This window comes from Micromonospora sonneratiae (assembly GCF_042679305.1).
Classification (GTDB): domain Bacteria; phylum Actinomycetota; class Actinomycetes; order Mycobacteriales; family Micromonosporaceae; genus Micromonospora_H; species Micromonospora_H sonneratiae.
This window is the reverse complement of the sequence record NZ_JBHTMP010000103.1, coordinates 1-15,616: the sequence shown is the minus strand read 5'-3', so window position 1 is coordinate 15,616 and position 15,616 is coordinate 1. Positions and strand designations below refer to the sequence as shown.

General features: G+C 71.7%; 10 protein-coding genes. 8 read left to right on the top strand and 2 right to left on the bottom strand.

What is annotated here, in order from left to right; genetic code table 11:
* Positions 1-1,260 (top strand): hypothetical protein (locus tag ACFQ4H_RS33080; RefSeq protein WP_377578902.1); only part of this gene is annotated, 1,260 nt, incomplete at its 5' end.
* A 79-nt stretch (positions 1,261-1,339) separates the two neighbouring features.
* Here the strand turns inward: ACFQ4H_RS33080 and ACFQ4H_RS33075 are convergent.
* The gene (locus ACFQ4H_RS33075) at positions 1,340-2,416 is read right to left on the bottom strand and encodes a sensor histidine kinase (protein WP_377578900.1); all 1,077 of its coding nucleotides are present in this window, start codon (positions 2,414-2,416) and stop codon (positions 1,340-1,342) included.
* A 34-nt stretch (positions 2,417-2,450) separates the two neighbouring features.
* Complete coding sequence (locus tag ACFQ4H_RS33070; RefSeq protein WP_377578898.1) at positions 2,451-2,975, bottom strand: sigma-70 family RNA polymerase sigma factor; 525 nt, start codon at positions 2,973-2,975, stop codon at positions 2,451-2,453.
* A gap of 313 nt (positions 2,976-3,288) precedes the next feature.
* On the opposite strand from ACFQ4H_RS33070, the gene ACFQ4H_RS33065 reads away from it, so the two are divergent.
* From ACFQ4H_RS33065 to eccCa, 7 genes are all read left to right on the top strand, one after another.
* Positions 3,289-3,942, top strand: coding sequence for a DUF998 domain-containing protein (locus ACFQ4H_RS33065; protein WP_377578896.1), 654 nt, complete (start codon positions 3,289-3,291; stop codon positions 3,940-3,942).
* 407 nt (positions 3,943-4,349) lie between these two features.
* Positions 4,350-5,765: a glycosyltransferase family 2 protein gene (locus tag ACFQ4H_RS33060; protein ID WP_377578894.1), complete on the top strand. Its 1,416-nt coding sequence runs from the start codon at positions 4,350-4,352 to the stop codon at positions 5,763-5,765.
* A gap of 24 nt (positions 5,766-5,789) precedes the next feature.
* Complete coding sequence (locus ACFQ4H_RS33055) at positions 5,790-7,133, top strand: hypothetical protein (RefSeq protein WP_377578892.1); 1,344 nt, start codon at positions 5,790-5,792, stop codon at positions 7,131-7,133.
* Positions 7,130-9,178 (top strand): hypothetical protein, encoded by a 2,049-nt coding sequence (locus ACFQ4H_RS33050; protein ID WP_377578890.1) that lies wholly within the window; start codon positions 7,130-7,132, stop codon positions 9,176-9,178. The genes ACFQ4H_RS33055 and ACFQ4H_RS33050 overlap by 4 nt, the downstream gene beginning before the upstream one ends.
* Positions 9,175-12,639 (top strand): right-handed parallel beta-helix repeat-containing protein, encoded by a 3,465-nt coding sequence (locus tag ACFQ4H_RS33045; protein ID WP_377578888.1) that lies wholly within the window; start codon positions 9,175-9,177, stop codon positions 12,637-12,639. Before ACFQ4H_RS33050 ends, ACFQ4H_RS33045 begins: the two co-directional genes overlap by 4 nt.
* A gap of 117 nt (positions 12,640-12,756) precedes the next feature.
* Positions 12,757-13,254, top strand: coding sequence for a hypothetical protein (locus tag ACFQ4H_RS33040; RefSeq protein ID WP_377578886.1), 498 nt, complete (start codon positions 12,757-12,759; stop codon positions 13,252-13,254).
* Positions 13,255-13,529: 275 nt separating this feature from the next.
* Positions 13,530-15,616, top strand: a 2,087-nt coding sequence (gene eccCa, locus ACFQ4H_RS33035; RefSeq protein ID WP_377578884.1) for a type VII secretion protein EccCa, incomplete at its 3' end; no start/stop codon positions are given.

Here is a 15,616-nt window from a genome sequence, read left to right as displayed (position 1 = left end):
GCCGGTCCGTCCGGCACCACCGCGATCGGTGCCGGGGCTGGCACGTCCCTCGCCGGTCCTGCGGAGCGGCGGCTGGTGGATCTGCTCCTGGCGTGCCGGGGTGTGGCTGCGGACAGCTTGCCGGTGCGGGTCGCCCTCGACCGGCAGGACGGCGTGGTGCGCGTGGCGGTGGTCGGAACACAGGCGCAGCGGCTGGTCGCGGCACTGTGTGGCTGGCCCGGGGACGCCGCCTGGCAGCCGCCGGACGAGGTTGACGTGCCGCCCGTTTGCTACCAGTACGGGCAGTACCGGCGGATCACACTGGACCCGGGGCGCGGTGCCCCACCGTGGCGGCCGGTACACATTCCCGACTGGTCCGGCCTCGATGCAACCGGCACCGATACGACCGTCCTTGATGCAACCGGCACCGATACGACCGTCCTTGATGCAACCGGCACCGATACGACCGGCACCGACCGGTCCGGCGAGACGTCCGGGTGCGACCGGATCGTGGTCGAATCGCCGGCCGACGGACTACGTGGGCTGCGGCTGATGCTGTGGCGTGAGCGGGTGGACGCTGACCTGGCGGTACGGCTGCGCGGCTGGTCGGGTGGCGTGGACGGGCCGCCGGACGTGGTCGTGCTGGTGCTCGACGGGCCAGTCACCGCAGCGGAGTCCGAGTTCGTCAACATGCTGCGTACGCCCGGTGGGGAGGGGTTCCTCCCGATGGTGATCAGCGCGTTGCGTGAGGGCGCTGCGGCACCACCCAGGTCGCGGCATTGGCTACGGACCGCCAGCGATGCCATGGTCGAGTGGCATCCGGGTACCGGGGGCGGCGGCGCGATCGAGGGCACACTACGTGCCGGGTTGTGCACCTCCGCAGGAATACTGGCCGCACGGTGGGCGCTGCGTGCCCTGCGGGCCTGCGCCGCCGCCGGGCAACTGGAGGGCAAGGTGGCCCGGGCCGTGGAGGCGGCTGCGGCCGGTGCGTACCAGATCGAGGAGCTGGATCTGATACAGGCGTTGCAGGGGCGGCGGATCTTCCTGCCCTCCGGCCAGCAGGAGGCACTGCGGCTGCTCGTCGATAACGGCCTGGATGCCCGCGCCCGGCTCGGGCTGGCTGACGACGCCGGCCCGGACGAGGTGGCGCGGGCGGCGGCCCAGGCTGTCGCATACTGGCGGGGGCGGGCCGTGGCGGCCGGTACGGGACCGGAGGAGCGCGGTGCGTGTGCGTCGCTGATCCGGGCGTGTGAGCGGCTACTGGCCGAGGTCTCCGGATGACGGCGGGATCGCGGCAGGACTGTGTGCATGGGCGGAGCCATGGCTCAGGCGGGACCGTGTGTGCGACGGAACCATGGGCTCAGATCGCGACGAAGCCCGCGACGCGGGTACCGCAGCCGGGATTCGATTCGACCGTCAACGTGCCGCCGACCGATTCCAGCCGGGCAGCGAGGTTGTGCAGCGGCGTACGGCCGCTGGTGTCGAAGCCCGGTCCGGTGTCGGCGACCTCGAAACCCAGACCTCGGGCGGAGGTACGCAGGCTGAGCCTGACCGGGGCACCCGGGGCGTGCTTGTGTGCGTTGCTGACCGCCTCCAGGCAAGCCAGGTAGACAGCAGCCTCCACCTCGGGCGGGTACCGCCGGTCGGCCAGCCGTGGATCGATGTCCAGGGTGACCGCCTCCAGCGGGTCCAGCCGGGCCACGAGGGCGGGTACCAGCCCGTGTTCGGCCAGGGGCCGGGAGAGCAGCCCGGTCGCCGTGGTTGCCAGCACCTCCTCGGTGCTGGTGAGCAGGTGGCGCAGCCGGTCGAGGTGGCCGGCCGCCTCTACCGGGTGTCCGGCGCCCAGTTCGTACTCCACCATGGCCAGCGACATCTGCAACGCCACCATGTGGTGCTGGGCTCCGTCGTGCAGGTCGCGCTCCAGCCGGTAGCGCTGTTGCTCCATCTCGCCCGCGGCCCGCAGTCGGGCGTCGGCGAGCGCGGCGGCGGCATGTCCGATCTGCTCGCCGGCGTCGGCAGCGGCCACCTGGTCCTGCACCCCGGCGAGCAACAGCCGGACCGCCGTGAGTAGTTCGGGCCACCGGCGCAGCCGCGCGGCGGCTGCCGCCGGACGTACGGTCAGGTCGGCCAGTACGTGCCCGCCGTCGCCCACCCGTACCACGTCACCGTCGCCCGTCGCGTCCCCGCCGCCCGTCCAGTGGTACGTCGACCAGCCACCCCCGGTGACCGGCGGGTCCGGGTCACCGCCGGAGTACGGGGGCGGCCACAGGACGATCGTCACCGAGCCGGCTCCCAGACACCCGCCGAGTGACCGGGCCAGTGTCTCGGCCTGAGCGGCGGGCGATGGCCGGCCCGGCAGGTCGAGCACCGCCTGGACCACCCGGGCCACGTCCTCCGGCGGGCCGGGGGTGGCGGGCGGCGGTGCAGTGTCGTGCATCACACCACTGTAGAGCTCATGCGACGCAGGGCGTCTAGTCGCAGAGCACCGCGCGGGCGGCGCGTACCGCGTAGTGGACGCGGCTCTTCACCGTACCCACCGGGACGCCGAGCTCCGCGCCGACCTCGGCCGCGGTCCGGCCGTGGAGGTACGTCTCCTCCAGCGCGGCCCGGTGCTGGGGCCACAGGCCGCGCAGTAGCTGCTCGACGAGCATCGAGTTGACCACGTCACCTATCGGGTCGGGACCGGCCACCGTCTCGGCGTTCTCGATCTCCACCTCGACCGGGCGTGCCTGCTTCATCCGGTACCCGTCCATCACCAGGTTGTGTACCACCCGGCGCAGCCAGCCCAGTACCGAGCCGTAGTCGGCGGTGAGCCGGTCGATGTGCGTCCAGGCCCGCAGGAACGCCTCCTGTACCACGTCTTCGGCACGCCCGGCGTCACCGGCGGTGAGCCGCATCGCATACCTCAGCAGCGGCTGTTGGTAGGTGACCATCAGGTCACGCAGGCGGGATTCGTCCTGCCCGCCGCATTGGTTGCTCTGCACTCGTTCACCCATGTGTTGACGGTGCCGGTGGGCACCGGCACCGCGACATGGTGTGTTCCCTGCTTCCGGTAGGGGATTCCCGCCAAGCGGGGGAGGGTTATCCCTACCGATGCCCTTGCGTTGGGCGGGTGCCGGACGGGGCAGGGAACGGGAGAAGGTACCTACCCGGACCCCTCCACCGCTCGGTCAGCGCCCGCTGCGCCTCCGTTCAGGAACGCGGTCAACTCACGACCAGCGTGTATGCGTTTCCCGACAAAGGGTTCGCGCCGTTCTGACCGGATGACGCAGTGCACGCGCATCGACGCCGGTTGTCTAGGATGTCCCGATGACCGACGATCGGGTGCGTCTGTGGGCATGGGTGGGATTCGCCGCGCAGGTGCTGTTCGTGGCTAGCTGGCTGCTTGCAGCCGCCTGGCAGGGCAGCAGCTACTCCACGTTGGAGCACACGATCAGCGACATGCTGGCCGTCGGCGCACCGGCCGCCGCGATACTCATCGTCGTGTTCACCCTGTGCGGCCTGGCCACGATCCTGTTCGCGTGGCTGTCGGTGCGCCCGGCCCTGCGCCCGGGCGGCCGTGCCGCCACCGTCGGTGCCATCCTGCTGGCCCTGTCCATCTTCGGCCTCGGCGACCTGCTCGCCGCCGCCGAGCGACAGGGATGCCGCCTGGCCGACGCGGGCTGCACCGGCCCCGACCAGCGGGCCAACCTCGGGGGCAAGATCGACACTATGATCACGCCGACCGGCATCCTGCTTTTCGTGGCTGCGGTTCTCGTGCTGGCCGCGGCCATGCGGCGCGCGCCCGGCTGGGAACGCTGGGCGTGGCCGTTCCGTGGGGTCGGCATCGGCTTCGCCGTTCTGCTGTTCGCCTTCGTCGGCGGCCCCGCCGGCCTGACCGGGCTGTTCGAGCGCCTGCTTGCCGCCTTCGGGGCCGCCGCGATCGCCGCCCTGGCCCTGGGTATCGCCCGCCGACCGAGCTGACCGGCCAGCCCGGTGCTGGTCTGGCGGGCGACATGTCGGCTGACCAGCAGGGAAGTCAATTGGCCGTGGTATGCGGCGAGGGCGGGGCCGTCCGACGCGACGATGGGCGTGGTCTTCCGCGTACCCGGGCGGTTTTTCGGTAGCGACCACCCGGTGTCGCCAGCCCTCGACGGTGTCGACCCGCCGTGCGCCGGTACCGGCGGCCCTGCACCGCGCCACCGCCGGTTCGCGTCGACCGGTGAACCCGACGGCACCGCGATCCCGTGCCTCATGTGGACGACCTCGCACCCGGTGGCGGTGTGGGCTGGCGGGCGACGGTCATCCGGGACCGTCGCGGCGGCCGGTACCTGGGCCGGGCGGCGGCTTCCGAGTGACGGCGCCGTGGCGCCCTGATCGAAGAGGTGGGCATGCAGGAGACGGACTTTCCGGCGGTGGGTATCGGGATCACGACACACAACCGCGGCGCTGTGCTCCGTACCGCGTTGGAGGCGATCCGCAAGTACGCGCCCAGCGGCGCCGCGATCGTCGTGGTCGACGACGCCAGCGACGAGCCGGTGGAGGAGGCGACGTTCCGCTTCGAGCACAACGCCGGTATCGCCCGGGCCAAGAACAAGTGTCTGGAACTGCTGGTCGAGCGGGGATGTACCCACCTGTTCCTGTTCGACGACGACTGCTGGCCCGTCGCGGACGGCTGGGAGCGGCCATACATCGACAGTCCCGAGCCGCATCTGATGTACATCTTCACCGACACCCCGCGCGGCCGGCTGACCGACTCGACGGAGATCTACCGGGATGCGCAGCTTCGGGCGTACACCCATCCCCGCGGCTGCATGCTCTACTTCGACCGGCGGGTGCTGGACCGGGTGGGCGGGTACGACACCCGGTACGGCCGGTGGGGATACGAACACGTGGACATCTCCAACCGGATCTACAACGCCGGCCTGACCTCGTTCCGGTTCGCCGACGTGGTGGGCAGCGAGGACCTGATCTTCAGTTGCGACGAGCGCACCAGGGTCGGCTCCAGCGTGCCGGACATCGAGCGCTTCCACCTGGTGCGCAACCTCAAGACCCGGTCGGAGGCCAGCTACAGCTCGACCGAGTACCGCGAGTTCCGTACCCGGCCGCTCGATGCGGCGGCGGCGCAGAACGTGGTGCTGACCACGTACCTCACCGCGCAGCCCGACCCGCAGCGCGGCACCGCCTGGACGCCGAACTACGCCGACCTGGACGAGTTGCGCCGCTCGGTCGAGCGGCACGGACGGCGGTTGGTGGTGCTGCACGACTGCCTGGACGAGCCGGACACCGACCTGGTCACCCATGTGCGGGTGCCGCCGGGTGGGGCCGGCGGCTCGCCGTACTTCCACCGCTGGCTGTGCTGGTCGCGTTACCTGCGCCAGCATCCGGAGATCGACCAGGTGTGGTGCGTCGACGGTACGGACGTGGAGATGCTGCGCGATCCGTTTCCGGAGATGGACGATCGGTTGTACCTGGGGGACGAGCCGGCACCGTTGTGCATCCCGTGGATGGTGTACCAGCATGGCGGCAGCGCCAAGCTGTTGCAGTTCCTGTCCGACAACCGGGGCGTCCCGCTGCTCAACGCCGGGCTCACCGGCGGCCGGCGGGAGACGGTGCTGGACTTCTGTCGGGACGTGTTCGACTTCTGCATCACCAACGCCCGCGAGGCCGGCGTGGTCGACATGGGGCCGTTCAACTACGTGGCCCGCACCTGGTACGCCGGGATGATCGTGCACGGTCGCCAGGTGAGCACGGAGTTCCGCAAGTACGACCGGGCCAGCACCCGCTCATGGTGGCGGCACAAGTAGGCCGCCCGCCGATTCTGGCAGTAGGTGAACCCGGCCGGTGTGCTGGGCGTGCCACAGATGAATCCGGTCGCGGCAAAGGAGGGGGTGACCGTGGACGTGGACACGGACCCGGACGTGACACCGGAGGCGTCGCGGGACGACCGTGACATGTCGGCCGAGACGACGATGCACGCGCTCCTGCTGCGGTTGGCCGGTTCGCTGTCGGACCGGGTGCTGACCGACGCGCGGGACGCGCTGGCCGCCGGCCGCCGGCTGGAGGTCGTACAGGCGGTCGCCTTTGCGGCGGTCTCCCAGCCGCTGCAGCTGGCCCCCGACGAGATCGTGGCGCTGCGCGAGGAACTGGCCCTCGGCGGCGGTGACATCGACCTCGCCCTGGAGCTGGAGGAGTTGCGCGGGGAACGTCCGCCGGCACCGTGGCTGTTCCTGTCCGCCCTGCCGGCCACACAGGACGACGCGGCATTGGTGGTAAGTCCGCAGGACCGTAGCGGCGACCCGGCCGACGTCCTCGACCCGGTGGACCGGGCGCTGGTGGAGGCGGCGTCGGCCGTCCCGGGGGTACGCGCGGTGTGGCGGGCGTGGCGGATGCCGCCCAGTGCCCAGCCCTGGCACGATCCGGTACGGGTGGCCGTGGTCAGTGTCGACGACACCGTGGACAACCTGCCCGCGCTCACCGTCCACCTGCGCCGGAGCATGGTCGCGGCCGGGGACACCGAGGCCCAGGCGGAGGTCTGCTGGGCCGGGCTGGACGCGCCGTACTACCAGACCCTGGCCCGCTCGTGCGGCACCCTGCTGTGGGCGGCGCGGCCGGTCGCGCCGATCACCACCGCTCGGGTCTTCGACGGTGTCGATCCGGTACGCGGCCCGTGGTTCGCCACCAACCGGCCGGTGGTCTCGGACACCACTGCACGTGACGACCTGCTTGCCGCCCTGCGCGCGGGGCTGGTCATCGCGTGGAGCAGTACTGCGATGGCCGACATTTTGGCCCCGGAGCGGGGCGACGTGGTGCCGCTGCACCTGCGCACCGACGGGACCTGGGTGTGGAGCGAGGCGGTCGCGTACTACCTGGAGAACTACGGCCTGGCACCGGATCCGGAACTGGCCGCGCACCTGGCCGGGCTGCCGGCCGGGGCCGAGCCCGCCGAGCCACTGGATGAGATCTCCGTACACCGTGCCCTGGCGTACCTGTACCGGTGCCCCTCGGAGACGGCCGTGTGGCAGGTACCCGGTGCCGACGACTCCCCGGTACCCCGGGCCGACGCCACCTCGTCCGACGCCACCTCGTCCGACGTCCCGTTGCCGGGCGACGCGGCACCGGCGAACCCGTGGCTGTCGGATGCGGCGCCTGGAGCCAAACTGGAGATTCCGTGACTGACCTGCTCGCTCCCTGGCAGCGGGTACCCCTGCCGTCCTCCTGGCGACGACCGCAGCCTGACCAGGGCGTTCCGGTCGGGCAGCACATGGCGAGGTATCTGCGCCAGGCGTCGCAGGCGGTGGGAGCTGCGTTGGGGCGCATCCTGCCGGAGGCCGGTTTGCGGGCACCGGTGCTCGATCTGGGACCGTGGGAGGCCGCGGGATCGGTCACTCCCGGTCCGGCAGGCTGGTTCGCGCTCGCAGTCGAGGCCGGCCGGTCCGGCTTCCGGCTGGGCGGCCGGCAGTTGGCCGCCGCCGACCTGGCCCGCGCCATCTGGCACTGCCCCCGGTGGCGGGGGCGGCCGGTGCTGCTGGTCACCCAGGCGTCCGCGCCGGCCGACGGTGCCGGGCCCGTTCTGCACCAGCTCGCGGTCGATCTGGGGGCACCGGTCTACGCCTCGGACGCCGGGATCCGGTTCACCTTCGGGCGTGCCTTCGCTGGCGGAATGTTCTGGTGTTGGCACCCCAGAGGTGGGGACGAACCGGAACCGGTCGGTCGCCTGCTGCCCCCGCTGGGGCCGGTACGCGCCCGACGCACCCCTTCCGGTCGCCACCCGTACCGCCAGCCGCCGTTCCCGGTGCCGTCGCCACCGCCCAGGGGGCGTCCGCCGTCCGCTGTCCGGGTGCCCGTCGAGCCCGTACCGCCGCCGGTGATCGCCGACCCGGGGACCGTCCCGGCCCCCACCGACCCGGGGAACGCCCCGCTGCTTGCCGATCCGGCGGCGAACGCATTGCCCGCTGCGGCACCGGAGTCGGTGGCCGGGATGTCTCCGGGGGTGGAGGCGGCGCTCGGGGTACACGTCCCGACGGTTCCGGTGATCGAGGTGCCCCGGCCGGACCTCGGCGTCCGGCCCATGGGGTTGCCCGACTTCCAACCGCCCCGGCTGGAGTTGGACACCTGCCGCCCGCTGGCCACCATCCCGCCTGCCGAGCCGGCCACCGTTGCCGCCACTCCACTCGCCGAGTCGGCCACGGTTGCCGCCACTCCACTCGCCGAGTCGGCCACGGTCGCAGCCACCCCGACTGCCAGTGTCCCGGCACCCGGTCCGGCCGCCGTCGACGCACCGGCGAACGGCGCGGACGCCGTCGATGTCCCGGCGAACGGCCCGCCGCCGACGCCGCCGACGCCGCGCGCCGACCGGAGGGTGGCAGCGTGGCTCGGGGTACGGGCGCGGACCGAAGAAGCGGACCGGGAGCGGCTGCGTATCGCGTTGGGCTGGAAGTTCCAGGCGCACTCCCGGGCGGTGGTTCGGGCGCTGTCGCTGCACCCGGGGCTGCGCAGTGCGGTCGGAACGCACGACGTGCTGGCCGGTCTGGTCGCGGTGCTGGCCCTGCTCGACGGGGTGGGCGAGCGGGTCAACGGTGCGCTGCGCGGCGGCGGCACGCCCGACGAGGAAGTCCAGTTGCTGGCCCGCTGCGCCTGTGCGGGGCTGGTACAGCTACCGGCCATCGGGGGACCTGTCTTCGCCGCATTACCCGCCGGGCTGGAAGTGACCGGCCGGTACCGTCCCGGGAAACTCGTGGCGGAGCCGGCGTTCACCGCGGTTTCGTTGACCGGCGGTACCGGGGGCGACACCGGCGGCGCGGGTCGGTACGCGATCTGGTCGGCCACCGCACGGCGGCTGGACCAACTCGGTACCCCGGGCGGACCGGGTGCCCGGTCCGGGCAGGCCATGTTCGCCGCGGGTACCCGCTTCGCCGTGCTCGGCGTCGATGACGGGCCGGACGGCGCGCCGTGCGTACTGCTGCGGGAGATCGTCTTCGAGCACCGCGACAGCGGGCTCGACGAACGGGTGGCCGGCAAGCTGCGTGACGCGCTCGCCGCACAGCTGCAACGCACGGCACCCGCGCCACTGCCGTGGCCGCTGGGCTTCGCGGCCGGCGACCGTCCGTTCGCGCTCCAGCCCGGCCCGGCCGGTGCCCTCCGGGCCGATTCCGGTGGGGCGGCCCGCCCCGCGCCGGCCACCCCAGGCGGCGACAGCCACGAAGGAGTGAATCCGTGACCACCAGCGTCCTGTCGGTGTCGGCCAGGGACACCGGATGCCTGACCGACATCTCCCGGGCATTGGACGCCGCGGCGCCCGGTGACACCGTTGCGGTACGCCCCGGCATCTACCGCGAGGCACCGATGTTCCGCCGGGACGTCGTCCTGGTCGCCGAGGACGGTACGGGCACCGTCACCATCGAGGTGCCCCCGGGCGGGGCCATCCTGGCCGCCGGGGGCGAGATCCTGATCCAGGACATCGCCATCCGTGGCGGGGACGAGCGGATGCCGCTGTTCCAGGTGGCCGCCGGACGGGTTCGCCTGGAGGCGTGCACCATCGAGGCCACGGCGCCGGCCGCGATCCACGTACGTGGCGGTGCCGTGGAGATGCGGGGCGGCGCAGTCAGCAACTCCGGCGGGGCCGGCGTCGTCCACGAGGCCGGCACGGGCGACTACACCGGCGTACGTCTACACGACATCGCCAAGTCGGCGATCCTGGCGGCCGGGCCGGGCGGCCCGGTGTTCCGGGACTGCACGATCACCGGGATCGCGGAGGTGGCGCTCCTGGCCGTGGGTGCCAGCGCCCCACGCCTGGAGAGCTGCCGCATCGACGAGGTCGGCCAGTACGCCGTCGTGGCGCAGCAGGCCGCCCGACCGTACCTTTCCGCGACCACGTTGCTCGGTGGCGAAGTCGGGCTGCTGGCCAACGACGACGCGGCCCCGGTGCTGGACCGCTGCGAGATCCTGGACGCCCGGGTGCACGCCGTGGTGACCATGGCGCAGGCGGCGCCCACGCTGTCCAACACGCTCATCACCCGGGCCCGCGGCCACGGCCTCGACTGCATGGGTACCTCCGCGCCTCGGCTGACCGGCTGTGAGGTACGCGACTGCGGCGCGGCCGGAGTACTCGTCACCGACGCGGCGGCGCCGCACCTCACCGGAGGCGTCGTGACGGGCTGCGCCGACGCTGGCGTGTTCCTGACCGGCCGGTCGAAGGCGCGCCTGGACGGGGTCGGGGTACGCGACGTCCCCATCGGCGTGGTGATCGAGCAGGAGGCCGTCCCGCGACTGCACGGCCTGTCCATCGAGGATGTCCGGTACGGCCTGCACGCGACCGGTGGTGGCGGCTGGTTCTCCGACGGCCAGGTCACCGGCGCGCGGGCCGCCGGGGCGCAGCTTGCCGAACGAGCGACCACCATGCTGTCCAACTCCCGGTTCGCCGGCTGCCGGGTCGGCGTGGAGGTGGCCGGAACCGCCCGCCCCGAGCTGTCCTCGGTGGCGGTGGAGGACTCGGCCGGGGCGGGCGTGGTGACCGGCGGCTCCAGTGCGGTCACCGTGTTCCGCAGCCGGATCAGCGGCAGCCGGGGCCCGGGGATCCGGGCCGGTGCCAGCAGCACCGTCACCGCGACGGACTGCGAGATCGTGGGAAACCAGGGGCCGGGTGTCCTGGTGGAGACCAACGCGCCGGTGCGGCTGCACGGCGGGGTGGTGCGCGGCAACGGCGGCGTCGCCGTGGACGCGCCGAGCCCGACCGCCGCGATCGAGCTGTCCGACGTGGACACCGGCCACAACGGGCGACCGGTTCCCCTTCCGGTGCCCGGGTCCGGGCGACCGGAGACGCCGGTGGCCGGTGACGCCCCGGGAACTGTTCCGGCCCCCACCCCCGGTGCCGGGCCGGGCGTCGCTCCGACCCGGAGCCCTTCCGGTCCCCGCCCGTCGCCCCCCGCGCCGTCCGATGGCGGGCTACCCGGTCCCGTGGTATCCGCCGACGGCGGTCCCGGTACCGGCGTACCCGATGACGGGCCGCCGGGTGGCGGGGACGGGCAGGCGGACGGGCCGGTGGCCGCGCTTCTGCGTGAACTGGACGGGCTGGTCGGCCTGGCCGGGGTCAAGCGCGAGGTGGCCACCCTGGTCGGACTCAACCAGATCGCCAAACGTCGTCGGGAGGCCGGGCTGCACGTACCGCCCATGTCCCGGCACCTGGTCTTCGCCGGGCCGCCCGGTACCGGCAAGACCACGGTGGCCCGCATCTTCGCCCGAATCCTCGCGGCCCTCGGAGTGCTCTCCGGCGGGCAACTGGTCGAGGTGTCCCGCAGCGACCTGGTCGCCGAGCACGTCGGCGGCACCGCAGTGAAGACCACGGCCCGATTCGAGGAGGCCCTGGGCGGGGTGCTGTTCATCGACGAGGCGTACACGCTCTCGACCGGTGGGAGCGGCCACGACTTCGGCCGGGAGGCCATCGACACCCTGGTCAAGCTGATGGAGGACCACCGTGACGAGGTGGTCGTGGTGGTCGCCGGGTACACCCCGAACATGCGTACGTTCCTGGCCGCCAATCCGGGTCTGGAGTCCCGCTTCGCCCGTACGATCCAGTTCGACAGCTACTCCGACGAGGAACTGGCCGAGATCATCGACCGGCTCTGCCGTGCCCACCACTATGTGCTGGAGTACGAGACGCGGCAGGCCCTGGTGCGCCACTTCGGCGAGCTGGCCCGTACCGAGACCTTCGGCAACGCCCGGGTGGCCCGGCAGGTCTTCGAGGACATGCTGGGACGCCAGGCGTACCGGCTCTCGTGCAACCCGCAGGTCCCGGACATCGAACTGGCCCAGTTGCTGCCCGAGGACCTGGGCGAGCAGGCGTCCGGAACGTCGGCGCCGGCCGGCGTGACCCAGGTCGTCCAGGACCTGCTCGGGCGACTGAACTCGATGATCGGCCTGGATGCGGTCAAGCGCGAGGTGACCGACGTCATCGACCTGATCGCCTCGACCGAGGCCCGGACCCGGGCCGGTCTACCCACTCCGACGATCTCCCGGCACCTGGTCTTCGCCGGACCGCCCGGCACCGGCAAGACCAGCGTGGCCCGGCTGTACGGGCAACTGCTCAACGCGATGGGCGTGCTGCGTACCGGTCAGGTCGTCGAGGTCTCCCGGGCCGACCTGGTCGGCGAGTACGTCGGGCACACCGCTGTCAAGACCACCGACGTGTTCGGCCGGGCGCGCGGCGGTGTGCTCTTCATCGACGAGGCGTACGCGCTGGCCGGCCAGGGCAACGACTTCGGTCGGGAAGCCATCGACACACTGGTGAAGCTGATGGAGGACCACCGGGACGACGTGGTGGTGATCGCCGCCGGGTATACCGGGGACATGCGCCGGTTCCTGGCCAACAACGTGGGGCTGGCCTCCCGGTTCGGCCGCCAGATCCCGTTCGCGTCGTACACCGCCTCGGAGTTGGTCTCCATCGTGCAGACGCTGGCCCGCGACGGCGGCTTCGATTTCAGCAACGACAGCCTTCCGGTGCTGTACCAGCACTTCGAGAGCCTGGTCCGGGACGAGACCTTCGGCAACGGCCGGTACGCCCGCCAGCTGCTCGAACGGGCCATCACCAAGCAGGCCAACCGGTTGCGGGGTGCCGTTGCGCCGACGGTCGACGACATGCGCCAGTTGTACGCGGCCGACGTACGGGCGGCCCTGGCGGCCTGACCCGTTCGTCGAGGTGAACCGTCGGGTGTTCTCCAGGCGTGCAGGGAGAGCGGCCGTACGCGGCTGGGCCGGCCGGGGAAGCTGCCGCGGTCATGACTCGGAGGAAGGTGCCGGACGATGCCTGCAGTGAGTATGAGCGGTACGTGGTGGGTCACGGTGGTGAGCAAGGAGTCGCTCTTCGCGCAGCGGGTAGTGATCTCCGGTGACGTACAGAAGATGCTCGGCGGAGAGGTGGGGAATTCGACGTCGGTGAGTGGCAGACGGTGGATCCTGGGATTCGAGCACGACCGCGGTGACGGCATCTGGCGGCACAACGCCTCGGTGGAAGCGGGTGAGATCGTCAGACGCGGCGACGAGTTGCAGCGGTGGATAGCGACGAAGGACGTGTTCTGGAGTGGCGACCGTGACCACGACGACCTGAAGCTGCTGCTCACCCGCCCGGCGTCCACAGGGCAGGCGCTCGGGGCACCCTACGCTGCCGAGGCAGACCTTCGCGAGTTGTCGACACCGTGGGTGCTTCCATCCGTGGAGATTCCCGAGGTACCGCACGACAGGTCGCGGTCGGCCAGCCGTACGCGGTCTGCGGGCACCCGACAGAGAAGGCTGTTGCGGTAGTCCTGGCCGTCGCGCAGCCCGGGCCACGAGCCGTTTTCGGCCGACGCGCGGCACGACGGGTATGTGCCGGACGGAACGCCAGGGAGCAGATCCGGGGATTGGCAAGCGGTTCCGGTCAACTCTCTCCGGCCCACAGCCGTGTGACAGATGTGAGCACCAAACCTTACCGGCGGCCGGCCCGCCGAAACGGACCTGAACTACCGCACGGCGAGATTTCCCTGCAGGAGCCGCCGGTCGTTCCGGAGGTCCAACCCGCCGGCCTCCGCTCGCTCGCGATGATCCTGCCGACGCTGCTCATGTCCGGCGGGTTCATGTTCATGCTCGTCGGTCGTTCACTCAACGGTCCGATGGGCATTCTCATGCTCGTCATGATGGGCGGCGGCATGCTGAGCATGGTGGTCTTCCAGATGACGATGTCCTCCGGTAACCGTAGTGACAAGATCAATGGAGACCGGCGCGACTATTTCCGCTACCTGTCGCAGACCCGCGGGCAGGTCCGGGAGTACGCGGCGAAACAGCGCGACGCGCTGGCCTGGCGGCACCCGGACCCCGAGTCGCTGTGGTCGCTGGCGATGACCAGCCGGCTGTGGGAGCGCCGGCCGACCCACCCGGACTTCGGCGAGATCCGGGCCGGCACCGGTGCCCAGCGGCTTGCGGTGCGCATTACCCCGTTGCAGACCAAGCCGGTGGAGGACCTGGAACCGGTGTGCGCCAAGGCGTTACGCCGGTTCGTCAAGGCGTACACCACCGTACCCGACCAGCCCGTCGCGCTGTGCCTGCCGGGGTTCTCGCACGTGCGGATCAGCGGCGACCGGGAGGTGGCGCTGGGCATGGTGCGCGCCATGCTCGCCCAGCTGACCACGTTCCACGCCCCCGACGAACTGCGTCTGGCCGTCTGCGTCGGTGCCGAGCAGGCGGCGCAGTGGGAGTGGGTCAAGTGGCTACCGCATGCCAAGCACGTCACCGACGTCGACGTGACCGGGCCGGTGCGGCTGTTCGGCGGCACCCTGGAGGAGGTGGAGCGGCTGCTGGGTACGGAGTTCGCAGCGCGCTCCCGGTACGACAACGACGCCCAGCCCTCCCGTGAGGAGCCGTTCGTCGTGGTGGTCTGCGACGGAGGCGTGATCCCGCCGGGTGCCCGGCTCACCGTCTCCGGGTACCGCAACGCCGTCCTCGTCGACCTCGGTGGGCGTGGCTTCGGGGCCGGGGAGGACGTGCTCAACCTGGAGGTGTCCGCCACCGACCTGGACATGATCGAAAAGGACCACGTGGGCCGGGAGGTACGCACCCGGCTCGCCGCGCCCGACCACCTGGACCTGCCCCGGCTGCGGGCGCTGGCCCGGATCATGGCGCGACACGCCACGAAGGTCACCGGAGAGCAGCCGGCCAGCGGGCTCAGCTCCGTGCTCGATCTACCCGATCTGCTGGACATCGCCGATCTGGACAGCTTCGACCCGCGTGCGCAGTGGCGAGCCCGCACCCCTGCGGATCGGCTACGGGTACCCATCGGGGTGGCCGCCGACGGTTCCCCGATCGAGCTGGACATCAAGGAGTCCGCCGAGGGCGGGATGGGACCGCACGGCATGCTGATCGGCGCCACCGGGTCGGGCAAGAGCGAACTGCTGCGCACCCTGGTACTCGCGTTGGCGGCCACCCACTCCTCGGAGACGCTCAACTTCGTACTGGTGGACTTCAAGGGCGGTGCCACCTTCGTCGGGCTGGACCGGCTGCCGCACGTCTCGGCGCTCATCACCAACCTCGCCGACGAGGCCGCGTTGGTCGACCGGATGCAGGCCGCCGTGCACGGGGAACTGGTACGCCGGCAGGAGCTGCTGCGGCGGGCCGGCAACTTCAGCTCGGTGCGTGACTACGAGAAGGCCCGCAGCCAGCGTGCCGACCTCGACCCGCTGCCCACCCTGTTCGTGGTGGTGGACGAGTTCAGCGAGCTGATCGCCGCCAACCCGGACTTCATCCAGCTCTTCGTGATGATCGGCCGGCTCGGCCGCTCTCTCGCGGTACACCTGCTGCTGGCCTCACAGCGGCTGGAGGACGGACGCATCCACCAGCTTGAGGGACACCTGTCGTACCGCATCGGGCTGCGTACCTTCTCCGCGATGGAGTCGCGGGCGGTCATCGGCGTACCTGACGCGTACGAGTTGCCGGCCGAGCCGGGCAACGGCTATCTGCGCTCCAGCGTCACCAGCATCACCCGGTTCAAGGCCGCGTACGTCTCCGGTCCGCACCGGGCCCGCAGCACCGGGCTACTTCGTGAGGTCATCGCCAGCCAGGTGGTTCCGTTCACCGCCCGGCACGCCGCGCCCGCCGCCCCACCGTCCGGCCAGGCGCCGGCCCAGGCAGCGGG